The organism is Pseudomonas sp. AL 58 (genome assembly GCF_036348395.1).
Lineage (GTDB): Bacteria > Pseudomonadota > Gammaproteobacteria > Pseudomonadales > Pseudomonadaceae > Aquipseudomonas > Aquipseudomonas defluvii.
The window spans coordinates 34,774-58,430 of sequence record NZ_JAZBQR010000022.1; the positions used below are offsets into that span (position 1 = coordinate 34,774).

Genomic DNA, 23,657 nt, shown 5'->3' on the forward strand with positions numbered 1-23,657 from the left:
CTTGGCCCACCGCCTGTCACGCCGGGCCAAAGCAGCAGCACTTTGCCTCCAATGCAGTGTAGGGCAGCCAGCGCAGGCTTCCGATAATCGCCTCCGACACCTGTCCCCCTGCTTGCGGAGAGCGCCATGCACAACAATAACAACGCCAATGCCCGTTTCCTGCCCTTGCTCGCCAGCGTCGCAGCCCTGGGCCTTAGCCCCTTGGCCGAGGCCGAAATCATGCTGTACGACAAGGACCAGACCACCTTCGCTACCGACGGCTACATCAACGCCTTCTACGTCAACAGCGATGTCGACCGTGCGGGTGAGCAGTACGATCGGCGCCAGTCACGGGTGAAGATGGGCTTTCTGCCCAACTACCTGGGTTTCAACATGACCCGTCAGGTCGATGACCTGAAGCTGGGCGGGCGTGCTTCGTTCTGGGTGACCATCAACGACAGTGAGACCAACGGCACTGACACGGCCATCGACGTCCGGCAGTTCTACGGTACCGTGGCCAACCCCGAGTGGGGCGAAGTGCTGATCGGCAAGGACTTCGGTCTGTTTGCCCGCTCCAACATCCTGCTCGACGAGTTGCTTGCCGGTTATGGCCAGGTCAGCGACACCCTGGGGCTGGTGGACGGTGGCGGGGTATCGTTCGGCAACATCGGCAGTGGCTATCCATACCCGTTCCCGACCTCACAGATTACCTACCGCACGCCGCTGATGGACGGGCTGCGCGTGGCGGTGGGGATCATGGACCCGGTTGATACCAACGATGACAGCGATGTGGGCAAGGCCTATCAGGAAGCCCCGCGTACCGAGAGCGAGATTACCTATCAGTTCGACCTCGGTGGCGCGCAGATCTACAGTTGGCTCAACGGCTCCTACCAGACTTCGGAGAACACCGACAGTACGGTCGATACGGTGACCTCCAAAGGGCTCGGCTACGGTGTGCAGGCCAAGATGGGCAGCTTTTCGCTGACCGGCTCCGGCTTTACCGCCAAAGGGATCAACCCGTTTTTTACCAACAATGCCGGGGAAGCGACGTTGCGCGAGGTGGACAGCAAGGGTTACCTGATGCAGGGCTCGTACCGGTTCGGCAAGAACCGCGTGGCATTGTCCTATGGCAAGACCAACGATGATGGCAACGGTGCGGTCAATACCGGGGCGGATTACGAGACCCGAGGTGTCGCCTTGTTTCATGACATCAACGACAACCTCAAGCTGGTGGCCGAGTACAACCAGTTCGAGATCACCGGGCATGAGGGCGATGCCCAGAACGAAGACACCGATACCTTCGCGGTGGGGGCCGTGCTGACCTGGTGAGCTCCCATGCCTCTGGTTTCTGACAGGGCCTACGCCTGACACCCACGGCACTACAACCAACGACACGCCAACCCAGTACCCAAGTAGCATTCGGCCTGTGCTGCACCGCTCGTACACTGCCGCCATGAGCTATCGCCCCACCCAGGAGGCCGTTATGCAGCAGTTTCAGGCCGAAGGTGTCATCAGCGCCATGTCACGGGCCGCAGCCGCCGACGAGGTGGCGCAGGACCTGGCGCGGCAACTGCTGCACCCGCATTTGGGGTTTGTGCTGTTTTTCTGCTCGGCCGAGTACGACCTGCCAGCCTTGGCCCAGGCGTTGGGGCAAAGCTTTGGCGGGATCCGCATGGCCGGTTGTACCAGCGCCGGAGAGATCACCCCTGACGGCTACGGTCGCGGGTGTGTCACGGCGCTGGGTTTCGACCATCGGCAGTTTTCCATTGCCGCCGAACTGGTCGATCACATGCAGCACTTCAGCCTGATCGATGCTCAACACATGGTTGAGCGTCTGGTCGGTGGTTGCCGGGGTAACACCCTGGCACCGATCAAGGGCCACAGCTTCGCCCTGACCTTGCTTGATGGCTTGTCCAGTCGTGAAGAAATGTTCCTCGCTGCCCTCAGTGCGGCGCTGGGGGATATCCCGCATTTCGGTGGTTCGGCCGGCGACGACAACTACTTGCACCACACCCATGTCTATTTTGACGGTGCCTTCCACACGGGCGCGGCAGTGGTGCTGTTGGTCAATACCTGGCTGGATTTCGAGGTGTTCACCACCCACCACATCCAGCCACGTACAGAGAAGCTGGTCGTCACCCGGGCTGACCGCAACCTGCGCCGTGTGTATGAGCTCAATGCCGAACCTGCGGCATTGGAATATGCACAACTGATCGGCGTGCCGGTTGAGGCGATCAATCACCGGACCTTTGCTGCGCACCCGCTCGCCGTTCGGCTCAACGAGCGCTTCTACGTACGGGCCATTCAACAGGTTCACGATGACTTGAGCCTGAGTTTCTACTGCGCGGTGGAGAACGGCATCGTGCTCACCGCCATGCACCCCGGGCCGCTGATACCCAACCTGGAGCAGTTGTTCGAAGGGCTGCAGCAGCGCCTGGGGCCGCTGCTGTTGACCATCGGTTGCGACTGTTTCCTGCGTCGCCTGGAGCTTGAAGGCAGCGATGACTTTGTCGCCGTCAGTACATTCCTGCGCGAACGCCGAGTGCTTGGCTTCAACTCCTATGGAGAACAGTTCAATGGCATGCACATCAACCAGACCTTCACCGGTGTTGCCATTGGACGGCCCCGAGATTTGCGCAGCGGAGCAGATTGCCCAGCTCCAGCGGGCCAATCAAAAACTGGCCAGAATCAATGCGGCGCTGATTGAACGCCTGGAGTCGGGGGCTGCGCGTCCTGACGACTCCTACGCAGCATTCCAGCACTCGGTCGTCCTGGCCGAGCAGGTGCGCGAGCGTACCGATGCGTTGAACCAGGCAATGGCTGAACTCAAGGCAAGCAATCATTTGCTCAGCGACGCCCGATTGCGCGCCGAGACGGCCCATCAGCATCTGGTCGATGCGATTGAGAGCATCTCGGACGCGTTCGTGTTGTTCGATCAGGACCTGCGTATCGTGTTGTTCAATAGTCGGTTCAAGGCCTTTTGGGCCGGTAGCCGGATCCGCATCATCAGTGGCATGCGCCTGGCTGAGGTCAAGCGCCTGATGCACAGCACCGGCCTGTTCGCCGAGGCGTTGCGCGGCTCGGCTGAAGAACACGCGGTGTACCGCCTGCATAACGGGCGCTGGCTGCAGGTCAGCGAGCGCCCGACCCGTGACGGTGGGCGGGTGATGCTGTTCACCGATATCACCGAGGTCAAACTCAGTGAAACCCAGCGCCGTGAGCAGGCGCTCGCACAAAAAACGCGGCTCTTGCAACGGGCCGTCGACAACCTCTCCCAAGGGGTGGCGATGGTCAGTGCCGACGGTGTTCTCGAATTGTGGAATCGACGCTTTCTCGAACTCAGCGGGCTGGCACCGATTGCCGCCCATCGCGACTTCGCCGAAGTGATCGGCGACAGCGAATTGGCCTTGCTGACCCCCTCCAGTCGCGATGCCAATGGCCGCGCCATCCGTGAACTGGAGCAGCGCCTGTACGATGGGCGCATGTTGGAGATACGTACTCATCCATTGCCCGCAGGTGGGTTCGTCAATACCTTCACCGACATTACCGAGCGTTACCAGCATGCTGAAGCACTGAGCGAAAGCGAGCGCTGGATTCGCCTGATTACCGACCACGTACCGGCGCTCATTGCCTACCTCAATGCCGATCTGGTCTACGAGTTCACCAACAAGGTGTACGAGCAGTGGTATTGCTGGCCACGCGGCCTGATGCTCGGCCAGAGCCTGCGCGAGGCGCACAGCCCCGAGCACTGCCAGCGCCTGGAAAGCTACGTTGAGCGCGCGCTGGCGGGGGAGAGCGTGACCTTTGAGATGGCTGAAACCAACGTCAACGGCCAGGAACGCTACATGCTGCGCTCCTATGTCCCTAATCAGTTGGCCAGTGGTGAAGTGGTCGGGATCTTCGTGCTGATTCGCGACATCACTGAGCGTCGGCGTACTGCAGAGGCCTTGCACCAGGCCTATCAACACCTCGAAGTGCGGGTGCGCGAACGCACCGCTGAGCTCACAAGCCTCAATCAGCAGCTGTTGCGCGAGATCGAGGAACGACGCACGGCCGAGGCGCGGCTGCGGGAGGCCAAGCAGGATGCCGATCGGGCCAACCTGTCCAAGACCAAGTTCCTCGCTGCCGTCAGCCATGACTTGCTGCAGCCGCTCAATGCCGCGCGATTGTTTACCAGCGCGTTGCAGGAGCAGCCCAGCAGCAGCCCGGCGCTGGTGCGCAATGTCAGCAACTCGCTGGATGATGTGGAGAACCTGCTCGGTACCCTGGTTGATATTTCCAAGCTCGATGCCGGGGTGATCAAGGCCGATGTTGCGCCTTTCGCGCTGAGTGACCTGCTCGATAACCTTGCAGCGGAATATGCCCACATCGCCGACACTGAAGGTTTACGGTTGGATTACGTACCGTGCAGCCTGAAAGTGCGCAGTGACATCCAGTTGTTGGCGCGCATCCTGCGCAACCTGCTCAGCAATGCCATCCGCTATACACCCCGAGGCCGCGTGTTGCTGGGCTGTCGTCGGCGCGGTAAGCGGTTGTTGATTGAGGTTTGGGATACCGGTATCGGCATTGCTGCCGACAAGCGCGGAGAGATCTTCCAGGAGTTCAAGCGCGGTGATGTTCAGCGCCCGGATCAGGATCGCGGGTTGGGGCTGGGGTTGGCCATCGTGGAAAAAATCGCCGGCATTCTAGGGCACCGGATCGCGGTACGCTCGACGCCGGGTAGAGGCTCTGTGTTCTCCATTGAAGTGCCGCGCAGCAAGCGCGGGCCTCGCAGTCGCATCGTAGCGCCACCGCTGGAGCCGTTTGTGGAACGCCTGCAGGGCGCGCGCATCTGGGTGTTGGACAATGACGCGGCGATCTGCGCGGGGATGCGCACCTTGCTTGAACAATGGGGGTGCGAAGTGGTGACCGCGCTGAGCGAAGCAGACCTGGCTCGCCAAGTGGCCACCGACCATGCCGGTGCCGACCTGTTGATTGCCGATTACCACCTGGATAACGACCGCAATGGTGTTGACGCCGTGGCTGCGATCAACGCCCGGCGGGCGACACCCTTGCCCGCCTTGATGATCACCGCCAACTACAGCAACGAACTCAAGCAGCAAGTGCGGGCCTTGGGGCACAGCTTGCTGAACAAACCGGTGCGGCCGATGAAGCTCAAGGCTGCCATCAGCCACCTTCTGGGCCCGGTACTCAGCGCGGCAGACGTCCGCTGACGAAGTGGCTGACATCGTTGTAGCCATGGGTTGAGGCATGGCCCGGGGTCACCAGCGCGTCGATGAAGGCTTCGTCTTCGGCGTTGATCTCGACCGACAGGGCGCCGCTGTAGGTGTCCCATTGGGCCTCGGTGCGCGGGCCAACGATGGCTGAACTGATCAGCCGATTGTTGAGCACCCAGGCAATGGCGAACTCGACCATGCCAACGCCTTTGGTTTCGGTGTAGGCGTGGATCTTCTGGGCGATTTCCAGCGACTCGGCTCGCCATTCCGTTTCCAGGATACGTTTGTCCTGGCGTCCGGCCCGGCTGTTGGCGTCAGGGGTGGCATTGGGCGCGTACTTGCCGCTGAGGACGCCACGGGCCAGTGGGCTGAAGGGGACGATGCCCAAGCCATGATGGGCGGCGGCGGTGAACTGCTCAGGTTCGGCCTGACGGTTGACGATGTTGTACAACGGCTGACTGACCACGGGTTTTGCAACACCCATGCGCTCGGCCAGGTTGACGATCTCGGCAATGCGCCAGCCGCGAAAATTCGACACACCCCAATGGCGGATCTTGCCCTGGCGCAGCAGGTCGCCGATGGCGGATACGGTGACCTCCAGCGGGGTGCCATGGTCTTCGCGGTGCAGGTAGTAGATGTCCAGATAGTCTGTGCCCAGGCGTGTCAGGCTGGCTTCGATGGCATTGAAAATATGCTTGCGGCTCAGCCCGCTGCGGTTGGGAACGCCATCCACGGGGCCGAAGCCCACCTTGGAGGCCAGCACCCAATCCTGACGATGGCGGGCGATGGCTTCGCCGACAATTTCTTCGGAGCGGCCGCCGTTGTAGACGTCAGCGGTATCGATGAAGTTGATGCCCTGGTCCCAGGCCTTATCGATGATACGCAGCGAGTCTTCGGCGCTGGTCTGTTCGCCGAACATCATGCTGCCCAGGGTCAGCGCGGACACTTGCAGGCCGCTTTGGCCCAATGGACGGTAGATCATGATTGAAACCCCCTGTGCGTTTTGGATCCCATCTGTTTTACACAGATCTGTGAGGGATTAAAAGCATTGCTTGCAGGCCCCAGAAAGACGCGTTGTGTGCGGCAGATGACGCAGTTCGGCGTGTTGATCATCGTCCTGTCGAATTGCAAATCCTTCTACGCCGGTTCGACCTCGGCCTCTATTGTTTGAAAGCCCCGCAGATCAACGTCTGCGGGGCTTTTCGTTGCGGGCCGGAAAACCGATAGTTCCAAAGCTATCTCATTGTGAGGGCTCCATCCAAAGGCGGGTGGCGGCCGTAAGCCTTATCCATTGGAAACCATGCGGCACATCCACCTGCTGCAAGACGGGTTTTCGCTGAGCACCCCGGCCATGGTAGAAGCGACAGGTTCTCGGCCTCTTGTGTCGTGTGCTCCATATCGCCTATGAACGCAGGGTATATTGATTTTTATAATGTGTATTCATGAGGCTCCATAAGTCATGCGTATTGATTTTTCTATTTTTGGTTTGTATTTGGCCATTATTGGTTCATCGATGTTTTATGCGTTGTTCGTTGTGTGGGGCGTGACGGCAATAGTTCCGATTGAGGGTCATTACTATTGGGGTGTTGTTGGAGTTGTTTTTCTTATTATTGCTGCCTGCAGCTTACGTTTTTATGTTCCAAGGTTGCGTAATCTGTGGTAGTTAACGGCCCTGTTTTTCGCATGCTGGTGCATAACTCAACGAATTCATCCTGAAGACTGTACGTCATTTGTCCTGCATGTTGGCGGCATAACTCCACCAAAAAACAAGGCTTTATATGAACCGTCATGTTCGGCCGTTACCTGCGTCGCCCCGGAAAGGTCGACCTAAACTCCGCTCTCGGGAATAGCTCCCGCTGCCCCTCTGGCAACAGCGACTACACTGGCGAAAACACCATCTGCGATGGTCGTCTGTGTCGAGGGGGCTGAGAGCGTATGCGTAGTCGGGCGCTGGTAGGGATACTTTTGTGGTGCTGCTGGCTGATGCCAGCCTTGGGTGTTGCCGCCGACGCGCCAACAGAGCCACCGCCCAGCGCTGAGTTGAAGATCGCCAACCGCACGATTACGGTCTTTCGGGCATCGTTGCTTGGCGAAGTGCCGGAACTGCGGGTGAAGCACGCCACTGCAGTAATCAATGAGGCACTCGACAGCGCAGACTCGCTTGAGGTCAGCGTTGATCCGATGTTGAACAGCTATCTGGTGCTGATAGGGCCCAGGCGGGCTTTCATCATCTCTCCCAAGGACGTTGATGAACTGCAGTTCGAGTCGGTGATGCAAGCGGCACAGGGTGCTGCGGAGAATTTGCGTCTGGTCGTTGCTGAAACCCGGGAAGCGCGAAGTGTGCAGCAAATGCTCCGGGCTGCGCTGGCCTCTGCGCTGGCCTCTCTGCTGCTGTTTGGTCTGTTGTGGTTGATCTTTTTCATTCGCCGCAGGTTGCTTGCGGTACTGCCGGCATTGATGAAACGGCATGCGCTGTCGTTGAAGATTGGCCAGATGCCGCTGATCGACGCCAGTTACCTGTACCCCTTGATTAGCCGTGTCCTGTGGTTCGTGCGTTGGGTGCTGGTGGTGTTGCTCACGTATCAGTGGTTGGGCTTTGTGCTTTCACGCTTTCCGTATACGCGCCCTTGGGGTGAGAGCCTGAACAACTACTTGCTCAGCGTTGCCCAGTCATTGTTCGAGAGCATGATCGACGCTGTGCCTCGGCTGGGTGTTGTGCTGGCGATTTTCCTCATTGCTCGGGGCTTCAGTGGCTTTAGCAAAAGCGTGCTGCGGCGTATCGCCATGGCGGGTGTTTTCGGTTGGCTCAACGAAGAAACCCTGCAACCCACCACGCGCCTGACCTCGCTGGCCATCTGGCTGTTTGCTCTGGCAATGGCCTACCCGTACCTGCCGGGCGCTCATACGGAAGCCTTCAAGGGCCTGTCGGTACTGATCGGCCTGATGATCTCGCTGGGCGCCAGCAGTGTGGTCGGGCAGGCGGCGGCCGGGTTGATACTGACCTACACGCGTACATTGCGCCCGGGCGAGTTTGTGCGTATCGGTGAGCATGAAGGCACCGTGACGGAGCTTGGGATGTTTACGACTCGCATTCGTACCGGGCTTGGAGAAGTGCTGACCCTGCCCAATTCGATGATCACCAATGCGGTGACCAAGAACTACTCGCGCACCGTGCAAGGGGCTGGCTATGTCGTCGACACCACCGTCACCATTGGCTACGACACGCCTTGGCGGCAGGTGGAAGCGATGTTGTTGGAAGCTGCTCGGCGTACCACGGGGGTACTCGAACAGCCCCCACCGCAGGTGTTCCAGACGGCGCTGTCGGACTTCTACCCCGAGTATCGGTTAGTGGCGCAAGCCATTCCGAGCCAACCCCATCCGCGTGCGGAGTTGTTGACCCTGTTGCATGCCAATATCCAGGATGTGTTCAATGAGTACGGCGTACAGATCATGTCGCCGCACTATCTGGGCGACCCGCACGAGGCGAAGTGGGTGCCCAGAGACAAATGGTACAGCCCGCCCGCCAGTCCGGACGGTGATCACCGGGCACCTTAGGCTCGTTGCTTCAGGGGGCGACTTGCGCAGTGGGTGCCAGGTAGATCAACTGACCAGGGCAGGGCTCAGAGCCCGTCTTTGTCCAGGTTATCCAGGTTGATCGGATCCCCTGGCTTGATACCCAGTTTGTCGCGAATATCCTTGAACATCGCGTCGTATTCGCTGTGATTACGCATGATTGGGCTGGCATTGGGCGGTACGCCGTTTTTGACCGCATGCTTGGCAATCAGGCTGGCAAAGTTGTGCGCGGTATCTCGGTGCATGTCGAACTCTTCGGAAAAAGCACGACCATTGACCTCCCCGGACATCGTGAAGTGCATCAGCATGCCTTCTTGGGGAACCTGACGGACCTCATAGAACACCTCAATGTCGAACGTTGGAACGCCAGGGATATTCGGGTTGTTAGTGCGACGCAGATGACCGGGTGTAAACATGGACGGTTCCTCAGGGTTCAAGTTTTTCTCGAGTTGCCAGTATGTTGCAGGGCACTTGATAGAGCACATGCTCGGTGGTGCTGCCTACTCGTTTATCAAGACCTGTGTGATGGGTGTTGCCCATGACGATGACGTCTGCGCGGTGCTGCGCGGCAAATTCGGCAATCGCCTTGACGGGGAATCCGGCCAGAAGGTGTTGTCGCTCAGGCGGTATCCCATAGTGTTCGGCAAGCTGAGTGAACGCATGCTGCAGTGCTTTGCGTACTTCACTGTTGAACCCTGGCATCGTTACCGTCCCGGCACCTGCATCGGTGATATGGGTGTGTGCCGTATCGTAGGCGTGCAGCAAGTGGAGCTCAGCATCGCATTGTTCAGCGAGCCGGGTAGCCGTCGCCATGATGCAGTCGTTGGTAGTTGAGGCCGGGTTTTGCGTGTGTTGTGGGGCGAGGTCCACGGCAGCGACGATGACACGTGGCAATGGGCATTGAATCTGGCTGACAAAATGCACAGCAGCCGGACATTCTCTGAGCAAGTGCCAATCCAGCGGCGTGATGAATACACGTTTGAGCAATGACTCATGGTGAACGTCTTTGATCACCAGGTCCGGCTGCAGCCGCTTCACCTGCTCAAGCATGTCTTCGTACACGGTACGGGTGAGCACCACTTCGCTGGTGACATCAATGCCGCTGCGGCGCATGACGTCAGCCTCATCGGCAAGCCACTTGCGGTGTTCATCCTGCAGTTGTTTGCGCAAGGCTTCGCCACCGCTCATCAGGCCCAGAATGTCGACATCTTCGATAAACAACGTGATGTGCAGGGCCGCCCCGGTAGCATCGGCAATTGCTTGCGCGCGCTGCATGGCGGGCGAATGGCGCATGCTCGGGCCGGCGATGAGAAAGATGCGCTGATATTGGCTCATGTGACACCTCCAACGGTTTGGATGGTCCGCTAGCTCCCTGAAATAGCGTGCGTCAATGAAGGTTTCAGGCGCGCACGCTTCACCGGCATCGACACCTTCAATATAGGCCGACATTCAGCGCATACGCAGAATAATGGCTGCTTTACGATAAGCAGTCATCGCGGGGGCTTGGCGGTCCAGGCGTCGACTGGATTGAAGCTTTACATGTCATAAGAGGAATTCTCCTACAGAGCTATCAGAATCATCCGGCGTTCACGGGGGGCAGATAACCGGAAAATGCGCGTTTTACGTGCTTCCGAGAAGGTATGCCCATGTGTGAATGTAACGAGCAACGCAATACGGCCAGCCAAGCCAGTCGCCGACAGTTTTTACGTTTTGGTGGCGGTGCCGCCTTGTTGACCGCTGGGGCGATGATGCTACCGGCCATGCCAGCAATAGCTGCACCCAAGGATGGCCCGTTACCTAAACCACAGAATGACCTCACGCCCGACCTGGCGCTGTCTCGGTTGATGGAGGGTAATCAGCGGTATGTCGAGGGCGTCGCCCGTCGGCATGACTTCCTCTCCGAGCGGGAAGCCTTGGCATCCGGGCAAAACCCCTTTGCGGCCATCCTCAGCTGTGCAGATTCGCGCATTGCCCCGGAGTACGCCTTTGACAGTGCCCGTGGCGACATCTTTGCTGTGCGCGTGGCCGGCAATTTCGTTACCACCGATGGCCTGGCCAGCCTTGAGTACGCCGTAGCGGTGCTGGGCACCCCGGTGATCATGGTGCTGGGTCACGAAGCCTGTGGCGCGGTGAAGGCAGGGGTGCAGCGGGCAACCGATGGCACGACCTTCCCAGGGCATATCGACACGCTTGCCAAAGCCGTGGAGCCTTCGGTCAAGACTGTGATGGGCAAATCGGGCAATGTGCTCGACAACGCCATTCGCCAGAACGTTCTGGACAACGTCGAGCGCCTGAAAGGGGCGTCTGCGGTGTTGACCGAAGCCTTGGCCGCCAAGCGCTTGAAGATTGTTGGTGGGGTCTACGAGCTGGCGAGTGGCAAGGTTCAGTTGCTGGGCTAAAACGCCAGCAAACACGCCGGTCAGCACACGCTTGTGCTGACCGGCGCTGTTCTATTGCACCTCGGCTTGATCAGTCGCGCTCAAGTGCCAGGGCAACACCCTGACCACCACCGATGCACAGCGTGGCCAGGCCTTTGTTGACATCACGTTTGATCATTTCATGCAGCAGGGTCACCAGCACCCGGCAACCGGAAGCGCCGATAGGGTGCCCAAGCGCGATGGCACCTCCATTGACGTTGACCTTGTCTGCATCCCAACCCAGCTCTTTTCCTACCGAGAGCGCCTGTGCGGCGAAGGCCTCGTTGGCTTCGATCAGGTCCAGTTGGTCCAAGGTCCAACCGGCCTTTTCCAGACAGCGGCGGGTTGCGTCGACCGGGCCAATGCCCATGATTGCCGGGTCAACCCCGGCATTGGCGTAGGCTGCAATGCGGGCCAGTGCAGGCAAGCCCAAAGCCTTGGCCTTCTCTGCACTCATTAACAGCACCGCTGCTGCGCCGTCGTTGAGGCTGGACGCGTTGCCAGCAGTCACACTGCCGTCTTTCTTGAACGCCGGCTTGAGCTTGCCCAGGGATTCGGCAGTGGTTGCGCTGCGTGGTTGTTCGTCGGTGGCGAAGGCAATGGGCTCGCCCTTGCGCTGCGGGATCAGGATCGGTGTGATTTCATCGATGAAGCGACCGGCCTCGATGGCGGCACAGGCTTTCTGCTGGGAGGCCGCGGCAAACGCGTCCTGCGCTTCACGGCTGATCGCGTACTGCTCCACCAGGTTCTCGGCGGTAATACCCATGTGATAGTCGTTGAAGGCATCCCACAAGCCGTCACTGATCATGCTGTCGATCATGCTGGCATGGCCCATGCGCAGTCCCGTGCGGGCGGCCGGCAGCACATAAGGCGCCAGGCTCATGTTTTCCATGCCGCCGGCGATGATCACCTCGGCGTCGCCACACCGAATGGCCTGGGCGCCGAGGTGCAGCGCCTTGAGGCCTGAGCCGCAGACCTTGTTCAGGGTCAGTGCTGGCACCGCATGGGGCAGGCCGGCGAGAATCGCCGCTTGACGTGCCGGGTTCTGGCCACTGCCAGCGGTGAGTACCTGGCCGAGGATGACTTCATCCACTTCACTGCCGCAAATCCCGGCCTGTTGCAGCAGGTTGCGTATCACCGAAGCACCCAGTTCTGTCGCAGGGATCGCGGCCAGTGAGCCTTGAAAACTGCCGATCGCGGTGCGCGTGGCGGCGACAATGACGACTTCTTGCATTGACTCTCTCCGTGTTCAGGGCCATTTGTGCTGAAGTGTTGCGCCAATACATATATTTGTTAAATTGATTTTTAAGATTAATTGATCGATAAACCTCAATAAAGCGCAGCGATACAGGAGCAGTCATGACGGTCAAGCAGATACGGGCCTTTTGGGCGGTGGCGCAGAGCCTGAGTTTTGCCGTGGCCTGCGAGCGGTTGCACCTGTCGCAATCAGCGCTGAGCCTGACCATCAAGTCCTTGGAGGAGGGCTTGGGTGGGCGATTGTTCAGCCGCACCACGCGCACGGTTACCCTGACCCCGGAAGGCGAGTCGCTACTGCCCCTGGCCCGCCGTCTGATCGCCGACTGGGACAACGCAGAGGATGAAATCCGCCAGCGGTTCACGCTCCAGCGGGGCCGCGTCACCCTGGCGGCGATGCCATCGTTCGCCTGCAACCTGCTGCCGCCGATCCTGAAAACCTTTCGTACGCGATACCCCAAGGTTGGCGTCACGGTAAACGATGTGATCAACGAGCAGGTGGTGGAAATGGTCCGCGATCGCCAGGTGGAACTGGGCGTCGCTTTTGAGCCGCTGCAGAGTTCGTCACTGGCGTTTACAACGCTGTACCGTGATCGATTCGTTGCCGTGGTGCCGCTTGACTCGCCGCTGGCTGAACTTCAAGAGGTCGACTGGCAAACCTTGCTTGAGCAGCCCTTTATTACCTTGCAACGCCCCTCAAGCGTGCGGGTGATGCTTGAAGATCACCTTCAAGCGCGGCAATTGAAGTTGGCGGTGGAGTTTGAAAGCCATCAGCTTGCGACCGTTGGCCGAATGGTTGCCAGCGGGCTGGGTGTCAGTACGGTACCGGCGTTGTGCGCCAGGCAAATGCAGGAGTTGGGCGCACGGTGCATTACCTTGCGCGATCCGGTGGAGCGGGCAATTGGCGTGTTGACCAAGCCCGGCCATGAGCTTTCGGCTGCGGCGCAGGCGCTGTTCGATATTCTGTTGGGCGCGCAGCCCGACGCACAGATGCCCGGGTGGCCGTGAGCTCAGTCGGCGGGCGGTTTTTCCGGCGTGTCACTTGCGTCGGGACCGTCATCTGGCAGTGTCTGATAGACCCAGTTCATGAAGAGCTGATACCCCACCGCCAGAATCACCGGCCCGATGAACAACCCGATGATGCCGTTGCTCAACATCCCGCCCAAGGCGCCAATCAGCACAACCGGCATCGGCACCGCCACGCCTCGTCCCAATAGCAGGGGTTTGAGAATGTTGTCCGAAAGCCCGGCAAATATCATCCAGGCCGTGAAGACGATGGTCGCGACGCTCACGCCATCATGCGCGAACACGTAGATCACAATGGGCAGGAGGATCAAGATCGTCGGCAGCTGGGTAATGCCCAGCAGCAACACGACCAGTGACAGCAGCCCGGCTGCGGGCACGCCCATCGCGACCAGGCCAATACCCACCATCAACATCTGGATGAAGGCAATGCCCACAACGCCCTGGGCTACTGCACGGATGGTGGAGGTGCACAGCGCTGCAAGCTGTGTGCCGCGCTCGGCGCCGGAAATGCGTGAGGCGATAGCCACTGCACTGTGCTGCAGACTGTCGCCTTTTGCCATCATCAGGCCGGCGATCATGAGGGCTGCGACAAACACCAGGACGCCCGTCCCGATGCCCGCAAGCTGGACCAGCAGGGTTTTGCTGACCCCTTTGATATGGGGGGCGATCTGCGAGTATGCCCAGCTCAAGTCATTGGACGCACGGCTCCAGATACCAAACAGGGTTTCGCCGATCAAAGGCCAACTGCGCACCGAGTCTGGCGGTGGAGGAATTTCTAGGGCCTGGTTATGTAGCGTCTGCATGCTGTTTTGTACGGAGTTGGCGACTGAGCTTCCCAGCAAGCTCAACGGGCCGATCAGGCAGGCGAGCCCCAGCAGAATCAGCAGAATGCTGGCCAGCCCCGGTCGATTGCCGAATACGACCGCGAGTTTCTGATTCAAGGGGTAAAGTGTGATTGCCAGGATCACTGCCCATAGCATCAGGTTCAAGAACGGCTGGAAAATCTGAAAGCACCAGCTCACCAGCACGGCGATCATCCCGGCACGAATCAGCACGTCCAGCAGCTCGTGACCGCTGTTTACACCAAGGAAGCGGTTTGCAGGCATACGTATGTCCCTCCTGAACGGGATCGGAACGCCGCCACCCGTGTCGGCCACCGGGTGGCGTTGCGGACGGTGCCGCAAACCCATCAGCTCACTATAGAAGTGCGCTGCAATTGAGCAAACGCAACAGGGCGACGAGCCGGTGCGCAAGTACCCGCTCGTCCAGTGGCTGGGCCGTATGCCGTTGACGCGTCAGAAGGTATAGGCGATGCCCGCCTGAACCGTACGCGGCGCACCGGGATAGACGTAGTTGTTGAACGCGCCTTCGTCATAGCCTTTGTTGAACACGTTTTTCACGTCGAGGTTCAGACGTACATGTTCGTTGAGCTTATAGAAGCTCAACAGGTCGACCACGCTGTAACGGTCCATGGTGTAGGTCTGTGCGATGGTCTGCCCGGCCCGGTCATCGACATACTTGACCCCCATGCCCAGCCCCAGCCCCTGGGCTATGCCATCCTGGAACTCATAGACGTTGAGCAGGCTGAAGGTGTTGCGGGGAATGTTGGCCAGTCGTGTCCCAGTCTCCAGTGAGTTGTCCTTGGTCACCTCGGCATCAACGTAGGCATAGCCCCCGATAACCCGCCACTCGGGCGTGAGGTTGCCTGCAATGTTGAGATCCAAACCACGGCTGCGCACCTCGCCCGCTGCAACCTTGTAGTCTTCATTGACTGGGTCGACGGTCAGGACGTTTTCCTTGACGATCTGATACACCGCTGCATCGACGCTCAACTGACGTTCAAGTGCTTCCCACTTCATACCCAGTTCGACGGATTTGCCTTTTTCTGGAGCAAAACCCTCATCCTGGCGGCTGGCACCGCTGTTGGGCTTGAACGAGCGCGCCGTGTTGGCATACACCGCAAGGGTATCGGTCAGGTCATACATCAGGCCAAAGCGTGGGGTGACCGCGTTGTCGGCTGCTTCCCAGCCTTTGCTGTTGGGCAGGTAGTTGTTGTAGTCGTGCTCGAAGCGCTCGACGCGTACCCCGGCCAATGCCTTGAGACGCTCGGTCAGAGCTACCTGGTCCTGGACAAAAAACGCCCAGGTCTTCAGGTTTTCCTTGTCATGGGTTGTGGTTCGGGTCAGGGCAGGGCGCGGTTGGCCGAGCACGGGATCGAAGATATCGATGGGGTACGCCGATGCCCCAGCCGCGGATCGCTGGATGATCGACTTATAGTCGTAGTCCTCGTACTCGACGCCGGTCAGCAGGGTATGGGCGAAACCGGCGGTATCGAAGTGCCCCGTCAGGTTCAGTTGCACGTCCCGGTCGGTCCACTCCAGCTTGCGATAGTTGAAGTTACGGTTCAGGGTGCGGCCGTCCGCTTGCAGGGCGTTGGCTTCCACGGCGTTGCCTTCGAGGCTGCCGTCAAGCATCTGCACGCCACCGGCCAGTGTCCAGTCGTCGTTCAGCGCGTGGTCGAAGCGCAGTTGAGCCATGTTGTTGTCATTGTGCAGCAGGTTGTCGCTGCCTTTTTCCCAGATGTTGGTATCACGCGAGGCGCTGCCTTTTTGCGTGGCATAGCGGGTCAGGCCTCGGTCGAGCGGGTGGTTGTTACGCATGAAGTCACCCTCGAAAACGATCCGGGTCGTCTCGTTGACCTGCCAGCTCAGCACGGGCGCAACGTCGTAACGCTCACTCTCGACATTGTCGCGGAAACTCTCGCCACCTTCGCCCAGCAGGTTCAAACGATACGCCAGTGAACCCTCCTGGTTGAGCGCACCCGTAGCATCGAGGGTGGCACGGTGCATGCCTTGGTCGTCGATCTGGCTGCCGACAGTCACCTTTTGCTCAACCTGCGGCTGTTTGCTGACCACGTTGAAGGTGCCGCCGGGATCGCCACGGCCGTAAAGGCTGGTAGCCGGGCCGCGTAACACCTCGAGCCGCTCGACGGTGTTGGCATCGGGGGCGTTCGGGTAGCCGCGGTTGATAGGAAAACCGTTGCGGTAGAACTCGCCGGTGGTAAAACCTCGGACAGTAAAGGTGGTCAAGCCCTGGCCACCGAAGTTGTTGGCACGGCCAACGCCGCCAGCGTAGTCCAGCGCGTCCTGCAATCGGGTCGAACCGGTGTCTTCAAGCACATCGCGTGGCACCACACTGACGGACTGCGGGGTTTCATGCAGGGCGGTGTCGGTACGGGTCGCACTGGCCGAGCGGGTTGCCTTGTAGCCTTGCACCGGGCCGTCGACGCGCTCGGCATCGGCGGCGTCGGCATTGATACTCAAGGCTTGCAGCTCGACCAGCGGTGGCTCGGTTTCATTTGAAGGATTAGCCCACACGGTGGGTGTAACAGCATGAAGCAGGCATAGCGAGACGAACGTGCGACGCATGGAAGGCGCAATCCTTGGAGGCGAGTGGTAGCAATTTGAATGCGCGATAATAATAGTAATTATCGTTAACATTCAAAGTGTATTTTCCCACTTCACGCTTTCTCGCTGACAAGGCCCTTGAATGACAACAGGGCCCTTGGAAAACCAAGGGCCCTGTTGTAGGTGCAGGCCGAAATGAGCGGTTGCGACTGCCTTGAGCGTTACACGATCACTCAGTGAGGGGCGCGAGGAATGGTCTTGAGCAAGTCTTCCGGGCTGATGTGCCCGACGACCTGTTCCACCACGCTGCCCGGTTGCGGCAGGTCAAGGATGTGGCCTTTCATCTTGCCGATGACGTGCATTTCGCAAGGCTTGCAGTCGAACTTCAGCGTCAGCACCTCGTCGCCATGTATCAGTTGCATCGGTGCGACCTTGGTGCGCACACCAGTGACGCCCTTGGCCTGTTTGGGGCAGAGGTTGAAGGAAAAACGCAGGCAGTGCTTGGTGATCATCACCGGCACTTCGCCGGTTTCTTCGTGGGCCTCGAAGGCGGCGTCGATCAGCTTCACGCCATGGCGGTGATAGAAATCGCGGGCCTTCTGGTTGTAGACGTTGGCCAGGAACGACAGGTGCGACTCCGGGTATACCGGTGGCGGATCTGTCTCGGCTTTGCGGCTGCCACGTGGGTGGGCGTTGATACGGGCCAATGTCAGCGCATCGATGACCTCGCGGCGTAACGCCTTGAGCTGCGAGTTGGGGATGAAATACGCCTGGGGTGCATCCAGCGTGATGGCCGTGGCGTGGTACTGGGTGGTACCCAACTGGCCAAGCAGGTCATGCAATTGCTCCAAGGCCTGTTCCGGCTTGTTGGCCAGGCCGAACGGGCCGTCCAGGGCAGCGCTGGCGGTGATGCCTTCCTCACTGGTGGCGGTCAGTTCCAGGCGATCTTCGCGCAGGCGAGCGAGCCAGGAAAGACCGACCCGGCGTTCGGCGGACGTCTTGAGCAGGGCTTGCTGCCAGTTGTGGTCCAGGTTGCGGCTCAGCGGGTGGCCTGGGCGCAACTGGTGCAGGCCCTCGGGCATTTCGTTGGGTTCGACGCGGTAGCGGTAACGCTTTTCGCCATCTTCTTCGAACTCGCCCTTGGCTTCGGCGATGTTGGCGCGAAAACCCACCACTTCGCGTTTGACCAGCACATTGAGGCCGTCGCCGTTGGACAACGGCTCATGGCTGACTACCAGCAGGTCACGCTTGCCGACCTTCTCGACGACACCCACCGGCAGGCCGGTGAAGGTTGGCGAATCAAAGGCGCCGATGTCGATCTTGCGCTCGCTGACGAAGTAGTCGGTACTGCCGCGGTGGAAGGTCTTGTCTGGATCGGGCACGAAAAAGTGCGCGGTACGGCCGCTGGAGGCGCGGGCCAGGTCCGGGCGGTCTTCGAGGACCTCGTCCAGGCGCTGGCGGTAATAGGCAGTGATGTTCTTCACATAGCCCATGTCCTTGTAGCGCCCTTCGATCTTGAACGAACGCACGCCGGCTTCCACCAGTGCGCGAATGTTGGCGCTCTGGTTGTTGTCCTTCATCGACAGCAGGTGCTTTTCGTAGGCAACCACGCGGCCTTGATCGTCCTTCAGGGTGTAGGGCAGGCGGCAGGCCTGGGAGCAGTCGCCGCGGTTGGCGCTGCGGCCGGTCTGGGCGTGAGAGATATTGCACTGGCCAGAGAAGGCCACGCACAGCGCGCCGTGAATAAAGAACTCGATTGCCGCATCGGTTTCATCGGCGATGGCGCGGATTTCACTGAGGTTCAGTTCGCGGGCCAGTACCAATTGAGAGAAGCCTGCCTGGTCGAGGAACTTCGCCCGCTCCAGCGTACGGATGTCGGTCTGGGTGCTGGCGTGCAGTTCGATTGGCGGGATATCCAGCTCCATCACGCCCAGGTCCTGGACGATCAGTGCATCGACACCGGCATCGTACAGTTGGTGGATCAGCTTGCGTGCCGGCTCCAGCTCGTTGTCGTGCAGGATCGTATTGATGGTAGTGAACACCCGGGCGTGGTAGCGGCGGGCGAACTCTACCAATTGAGCGATATCACTCACTTCGTTGCAGGCGTTGTGGCGGGCGCCGAAGCTCGGGCCGCCGATGTACACGGCATCAGCGCCATGCAGGATAGCCTCGCGGGCAATGGCAACATCGCGGGCGGGGCTGAGCAATTCCAGGTGATGCTTGGGCAGGGACATGTTTTTCTGGTCGTTTGTCACGGTCAAGGCGCGCATTGTAGCTGCGAAACGCTTGACCGGCACCCACCTGCTGCCCGGTGGCGGCCGCTCGCGGAGGGCCGCCACTGGATAGCACCGTGGATTCAGCCCTTGGCGGCCATCGCCGTGACCTCTACGCGCATGCCTTCAACGGCAAGGGCCGCCACGCCGATCGCAGCGCGCACCGGCCAGGGCCTTGCGAAAAAGCGCTGATAAACCTCATTGAACGCAGCACGGTCGGCCATGTCGGTGAGGTAGATGGTCAGGTGCATCACACGGTCCATGGAACTGCCTGCGCGCTCCAGCGCAACCTTGAGTGCCTGCAGGGTGCATTCGCTCTGCTCGACGATGCCGCCCAGCTCCAGGCTGCCGTCAGCGCGGGTCGGGATCTGCGTTGAAACCAGCACGCCACCGAAACTGGCGACGTCCGACGAGATGGATTCCGGGTCAGGATCGGGGAGGAAGGTGAGGTCGTGGTTTGCCATTAAGGGTCTCTTGCTTGAGGTCATCATCTGCGGCAGTCGTGCAGGGAGCACGGCATCGTTAACGCGCCCAGTTTAAGCGCACTGGCCAGGGTATGCATGCACCAAAGCGCCCGGCGCGCAGGCATCTGTGATCAATAGGGTAACGATGCCTTCATTTCGCAGGAAACGTCCTACATTGCCGAAGCAATTAAACCTACTTTCACGGGCGCTGTTGATCAGCACAATAGCTTCACCAGCACACACCGATAGATAGAACATGCTGACAGTAATTTCAGTGATTTCAGTAATTGAGTCGCTATCAAGGTATTGAAAAACAGCTCGCTGCATTTTTAGTGGTTGCGTGCTTATAGCACTTCTTCACGTTTCCCGTTTGTATTCAAGGCCTGGGCAGCAATGTTGTCATGCCCCGATCAACAGGTTTCGCAACTAACGTTTGTTGCAAAAGGCTAACTCATGAGTGTGGATAATTTCATTGCTGCGCTTGCCAATGAAGGGTGTGGTGAGCATCTTGAATACGACGCAGAGTTCCTCGAACTGTTCAATCAAGTTACGGTGCGGGAAGAGTCGCAATACGGCGACTATGTATTCGTTCCTGAACCCATTGACTGGATTTCCGTCGAGGCGCGCTGCATCAGTTTGTTCAAGCGCACCCATGATCTTCGCGTGGCTGTTTGCCTGGCGCGCGCATGGCTTGAGCGTGAGGGCCTGACGGGCTTTGCCAATGGCCTGCAGTTGATTGCCTTTTTGCTTCGGGAGCGTTGGGAGAGCGTGCATCCCCGGCTCAGTGCCGAAGATCACTTTGATCCGTTGGTCAGGGTCAATGCGCTTGCAGAACTTGCGGTGCCGTCGACCATTGGTGTCAGGCTGCGTCGCGAAGTGCTAGCCCGTATCCCAGGGGGCGACAACCTCTGTTGTTCGGACCTGGCATTGATTGCCAGTGCAAACGAGTCCGCGGAGCGTGACGCCTCGCTGGTGCGCTTGACCGGGTTGATCGAGCCACTTTGTTCGGCGGATCTCATGCGCGGGTTGGGCGTGCTGAAGCGCCTTAAAAAGCTGTTGGTCGATATCGGTCAGTGCCTGGATGAAAAGACCGGCCTGGACGCGGTTTCGCCGCTGCATTCCATGGTGCTGCTCCTGCAGCAATGGATTCAGGTCGTTGACAGCCGGTTGCGTAACACCGCCCAGGCAGTGGCCATTGAGCGACTGGAAGAGCGACCGACGCCACCGCCGGTGGTTTACCAGCAAGCAGGGTTAACAGCATTTTCCTCGCGAGAGGAGGTGGTCGTCGCGCTTGAGGCGATCGAGGCGTATTACAGCCGTCATGAGCCCAGCAGTCCGATCCCCATGTTGGTCCGCAGAGTACGCCGGCTCGCGGGAAAAGAGTTTCTGGAAATAATCGCCGAACTTGCACCGTCAAGTGTTGGCGAGATGCGCGCGTTGGCGGGTGAACAGGAAGATTGAGGGTTTAAGGTTTCTATTTGAGGGGGTGTCATGTCGAGTAATAGTGGGCAAAAGTTTATTGGTCGTAACCGCGCGCCGCGGGTTCAGATCGACTACGACGTCGAACTCTACGGGGCTGAGAAAACAGTAGAAATTCCTTTTGTGAACGGTGTATTGACGGATTTGTCGGGTGCCAATACTGCGCACTTGCCGTCCGTGGCCGATCGGAAGTTTCTGGAAATTGATATTGATAACTTCGATGAGCGCATGAATGCCATTGCGCCGTCGTTGAAGTTTGCAGTCAAGAATGAGCTGACCGGCGAAGGCCAGCTGTCCATTGCCCTGGATATCAAGAGCATGGACGACTTTAGCCCGGGCGCTATCGCACGCAATGTCGAACCCCTCAGCAAGTTGTTGGAGGCGCGTAATCAGCTCTCCAACCTCTTGACCTACATGGACGGCAAGAGTGGCGCTGAGCAACTGGTCGCGCAGTTGCTCCAGGACCCTGCGCTCATGAGTTCGTTGCTAGCGCAAGCGAAGTCTCCTGCCCAAACCACTGAATGAGGTAAGCCGCCATGGCTGCAACTGAACAGATACAGGTCGCTGACAGTCAGCTGACTACCGATGCTCCCGATAGTTTCGGCAGCCTGCTGCAGCGGGAGTTCAAGCCGCGCAGTGAGCGGGCCAGTGAAGCGCTGCACGCTGCGGTGCACACCCTGGCTGAGCAGGCGCTGAGCGCGACTCACCTGATTGCGGACGACACGCTGAGCACCATTGAGGCGCTTATCGCCGCGATCGACAGCAAGATGTCGAGCCAGATCAACGCGATCTTGCACCACGACGACTTCCAGAAGCTCGAAGCGTCCCGGCGCGGCTTGCATTATTTGGTCAGCAATACGGAAACCGACGAGAAACTGAAGATTCGCTTCTTCAACGTCTCCAAGGGCGATCTGGCCCGTGAACTGAAAAAGTTCAAGGGCGCAGCCTGGGACCAAAGCCCGTTGTTCAAGAAGATCTATGAGCACGAGTATGGCCAGTTTGGTGGCGAGCCCTTCGGTGTACTGATTGCCGACTACTACTTTGACAACAGCCCGCCGGATGTCGAGCTGCTGTCGTCCATGGCCAAGATCGCGGCGGCAGCCCATGCGCCACTGATCAGCGCTGCCGACCCAGGCGCGCTGCTGATGGATTCGTGGCAAGAGCTGGCCAACCCACGTGACTTGAGCAAGATCTTCCAGACCCCTGAGCATGCGGCGTGGCGCAACCTGCGTAGCTCCGAAGACTCGCGCTACGTGGGCCTGACACTGCCGCGTTTTCTCGGGCGTATTCCTTACGGCGCGAAAACCGCGCCGGTGGAAAATTTCAACTTTGAAGAAGTGACCCAGGGCGACGCCAGCAAGTACCTCTGGGTCAATGCGGCCTATGCCATGGGCCTGAACATCAACCAGTCGTTCAAGCAGTTTGGCTGGTGCTCGCAGATCCGCGGTATCGAGTCGGGTGGTGCAATCAGCGGGCTTCCCGTGCACACCTACCCGAGCGAAGACGGTGGTGTTGACATGACCTGCCCAACCGAGATCGCCATCAGTGATCGTCGCGAGCTGGAACTGGCGAACAACGGCTTCATGCCGCTGGTGCATTGCAAGCACACTTCGGTAGCGGCGTTTATCGGGGCGCAGTCGCTGCATAGCGCGCAGCAGTACGACGACCCCGATGCAACCTCGAACGCGCAATTGGCCGCGCGCTTGCCTTACCTGTTTGCCACCTGCCGTTTTGCCCACTACTTGAAGTGCATCGTGCGCGACAAGATCGGCTCGTTCAAAGAGCGTGCGGACTTAGAGGACTGGCTTAACAGTTGGATCATGCGTTATGTCGATCTGAACCCGGCAACGGCGACGGATATCGATAAAGCGCGCAAGCCGCTGGCGGCTGCGGAAGTTATGGTCGAAGAGGACGCGGCGAATCCAGGGTTTTATCGGGCCAAGTTTTTCTTGCGTCCGCACTACCAGTTGGAAGGCCTGACGGTTTCATTGCGCCTGGTTTCGAAGTTGCCATCTATCAAGGCCTGAGGTGTTTGATTTTTTATTTTAATAGTGGGAGAAGTGTATGATCTTGGTAAAGTTTGAGCCGTTAATTCTAGGCACTAGCGAAGTTAAAGGTTATAAGGGGTGGATTGAGTTTGATCAATATTCGTTCGATATACAGCGGTATATTCCTATGCAGGGCAATGATCGCACTCCGCAAAAGCCGAGTGTTTCGGGTTTATCACTTTCAAAGTTTGCTGATAAAACTTCGCCGGAATTTTTTATTCAGGCGTTGGCCGGCAAGGCGTTTACAAAGGTCACTGTTGCTGTGTTGCACCCTGCTGGTACAGCCGAGAGCCAGCAGCGACTGCTAACCATTGAACTTTCTGCGCCGATTGTTAGTACGTTCTCGACGCAATGCCAATCCGGTAGTCTGCCTGTCGAACGTATCCATTTGAACTTTGTGGAGATCAGGTACAGCTACGGTAACTTTGATGGTGGCAAACAAAAAGGCCAAGCGGAAAAAGGTTATAACGTGATAACTAGGGAGCTTGTATCGTAATGTGACTGTCAGGGCCAAGGCAATC

The 23,657-nt window shown here is 59.0% G+C and carries 18 protein-coding genes and 2 pseudogenes; 12 read left to right on the forward strand and 8 right to left on the reverse strand.

The window, feature by feature from the left end:
• Window positions 1-126 precede the first annotated feature (126 nt).
• The 3 genes and pseudogenes from UIA24_RS19355 (at window position 127) to nahK (ending at window position 5,192) form a co-directional block, all read left to right on the forward strand.
• Window positions 127-1,308 (forward strand): porin, encoded by a 1,182-nt coding sequence (locus tag UIA24_RS19355; RefSeq protein WP_099774913.1) that lies wholly within the window; start codon window positions 127-129, stop codon window positions 1,306-1,308.
• Window positions 1,309-1,462: 154 nt separating this feature from the next.
• Window positions 1,463-2,608: pseudogene (nosP, locus tag UIA24_RS19360) on the forward strand (nitric oxide-sensing protein NosP); the annotation flags it as partial.
• Window positions 2,556-5,192 carry a hybrid sensor histidine kinase/response regulator NahK/ErcS' gene (gene nahK, locus UIA24_RS19365; RefSeq protein WP_330523586.1) on the forward strand — a complete coding sequence of 879 codons (2,637 nt, stop codon included), beginning with the start codon at window positions 2,556-2,558 and terminating at the stop codon, window positions 5,190-5,192. The pseudogene nosP and the gene nahK, both read left to right, overlap by 53 nt.
• On the opposite strand, the gene UIA24_RS19370 is transcribed toward nahK, so the two are convergent.
• The gene (locus UIA24_RS19370) at window positions 5,170-6,177 is read right to left on the reverse strand and encodes an aldo/keto reductase (RefSeq protein ID WP_065758353.1); all 1,008 of its coding nucleotides are present in this window, start codon (window positions 6,175-6,177) and stop codon (window positions 5,170-5,172) included. The two genes, nahK and UIA24_RS19370, sit on opposite strands and share 23 nt — an antisense overlap.
• 273 nt (window positions 6,178-6,450) lie before the next feature.
• On the opposite strand from UIA24_RS19370, the pseudogene UIA24_RS19375 reads away from it, so the two are divergent.
• The 3 genes and pseudogenes from UIA24_RS19375 to UIA24_RS19385 form a co-directional block, all read left to right on the forward strand.
• Window positions 6,451-6,558: pseudogene (locus UIA24_RS19375) on the forward strand (IS5/IS1182 family transposase); the annotation flags it as partial.
• 96 nt (window positions 6,559-6,654) lie between these two features.
• On the forward strand, window positions 6,655-6,858 hold the full coding sequence (locus UIA24_RS19380; RefSeq protein ID WP_145991817.1) for a hypothetical protein: 204 nt from the start codon (window positions 6,655-6,657) through the stop codon (window positions 6,856-6,858).
• A 272-nt stretch (window positions 6,859-7,130) separates the two neighbouring features.
• On the forward strand, window positions 7,131-8,750 hold the full coding sequence (locus tag UIA24_RS19385) for a mechanosensitive ion channel family protein (RefSeq protein ID WP_442963050.1): 1,620 nt from the start codon (window positions 7,131-7,133) through the stop codon (window positions 8,748-8,750).
• A gap of 65 nt (window positions 8,751-8,815) precedes the next feature.
• On the opposite strand, the gene UIA24_RS19390 is transcribed toward UIA24_RS19385, so the two are convergent.
• Window positions 8,816-9,184: a DUF5064 family protein gene (locus UIA24_RS19390; RefSeq protein ID WP_330523588.1), complete on the reverse strand. Its 369-nt coding sequence runs from the start codon at window positions 9,182-9,184 to the stop codon at window positions 8,816-8,818.
• A gap of 10 nt (window positions 9,185-9,194) precedes the next feature.
• Entirely contained in the window at window positions 9,195-10,103 is a 909-nt protein-coding gene (locus UIA24_RS19395) for a universal stress protein (RefSeq protein WP_330523589.1), read from the reverse strand.
• Between the two features lie 311 nt (window positions 10,104-10,414).
• Here UIA24_RS19395 and UIA24_RS19400 point away from each other — a divergent pair, with 311 nt between their 5' ends.
• A complete protein-coding gene (locus UIA24_RS19400; protein WP_065758358.1) occupies window positions 10,415-11,167 on the forward strand; it encodes a carbonic anhydrase in 753 nt (250 codons plus the stop codon).
• A 70-nt stretch (window positions 11,168-11,237) separates the two neighbouring features.
• Here the strand turns inward: UIA24_RS19400 and UIA24_RS19405 are convergent, their stop codons facing one another.
• On the reverse strand, window positions 11,238-12,419 hold the full coding sequence (locus UIA24_RS19405; RefSeq protein ID WP_330523590.1) for an acetyl-CoA C-acetyltransferase: 1,182 nt from the start codon (window positions 12,417-12,419) through the stop codon (window positions 11,238-11,240).
• Between the two features lie 125 nt (window positions 12,420-12,544).
• On the opposite strand from UIA24_RS19405, the gene UIA24_RS19410 reads away from it, so the two are divergent.
• Window positions 12,545-13,447, forward strand: a complete 903-nt coding sequence (locus UIA24_RS19410; protein ID WP_099774899.1) for a LysR family transcriptional regulator — start codon at window positions 12,545-12,547, stop codon at window positions 13,445-13,447.
• A gap of 2 nt (window positions 13,448-13,449) precedes the next feature.
• Here UIA24_RS19410 and UIA24_RS19415 read toward each other — a convergent pair whose 3' ends face one another.
• The 4 genes from UIA24_RS19415 to UIA24_RS19430 all read right to left on the reverse strand — a co-directional run bounded on the left by UIA24_RS19415 (window position 13,450) and on the right by UIA24_RS19430 (window position 19,609).
• Window positions 13,450-14,571 carry an AI-2E family transporter gene (locus UIA24_RS19415; protein WP_099774897.1) on the reverse strand — a complete coding sequence of 374 codons (1,122 nt, stop codon included), beginning with the start codon at window positions 14,569-14,571 and terminating at the stop codon, window positions 13,450-13,452.
• Between the two features lie 189 nt (window positions 14,572-14,760).
• The gene (locus tag UIA24_RS19420; RefSeq protein ID WP_330523591.1) at window positions 14,761-16,893 is read right to left on the reverse strand and encodes a TonB-dependent siderophore receptor; all 2,133 of its coding nucleotides are present in this window, start codon (window positions 16,891-16,893) and stop codon (window positions 14,761-14,763) included.
• A gap of 212 nt (window positions 16,894-17,105) precedes the next feature.
• Complete coding sequence (locus UIA24_RS19425; protein WP_330523592.1) at window positions 17,106-19,106, reverse strand: peptidase U32 family protein; 2,001 nt, start codon at window positions 19,104-19,106, stop codon at window positions 17,106-17,108.
• 122 nt (window positions 19,107-19,228) lie between these two features.
• The gene (locus tag UIA24_RS19430; protein ID WP_099774894.1) at window positions 19,229-19,609 is read right to left on the reverse strand and encodes a RidA family protein; all 381 of its coding nucleotides are present in this window, start codon (window positions 19,607-19,609) and stop codon (window positions 19,229-19,231) included.
• A 453-nt stretch (window positions 19,610-20,062) separates the two neighbouring features.
• Here UIA24_RS19430 and tssA point away from each other — a divergent pair, with 453 nt between their 5' ends.
• The 4 genes from tssA to UIA24_RS19450 are packed head-to-tail and all read left to right on the forward strand — an operon-like array spanning window position 20,063 to window position 23,632.
• Window positions 20,063-21,070: a type VI secretion system protein TssA gene (gene tssA / locus UIA24_RS19435; protein WP_330523593.1), complete on the forward strand. Its 1,008-nt coding sequence runs from the start codon at window positions 20,063-20,065 to the stop codon at window positions 21,068-21,070.
• Between the two features lie 30 nt (window positions 21,071-21,100).
• A complete protein-coding gene (gene tssB, locus UIA24_RS19440) occupies window positions 21,101-21,613 on the forward strand; it encodes a type VI secretion system contractile sheath small subunit (protein ID WP_330523594.1) in 513 nt (170 codons plus the stop codon).
• A gap of 11 nt (window positions 21,614-21,624) precedes the next feature.
• Complete coding sequence (gene tssC, locus UIA24_RS19445) at window positions 21,625-23,115, forward strand: type VI secretion system contractile sheath large subunit (protein WP_330523595.1); 1,491 nt, start codon at window positions 21,625-21,627, stop codon at window positions 23,113-23,115.
• A gap of 37 nt (window positions 23,116-23,152) precedes the next feature.
• A complete protein-coding gene (locus tag UIA24_RS19450) occupies window positions 23,153-23,632 on the forward strand; it encodes a type VI secretion system tube protein Hcp (protein ID WP_330523596.1) in 480 nt (159 codons plus the stop codon).
• Window positions 23,633-23,657 lie beyond the last annotated feature (25 nt).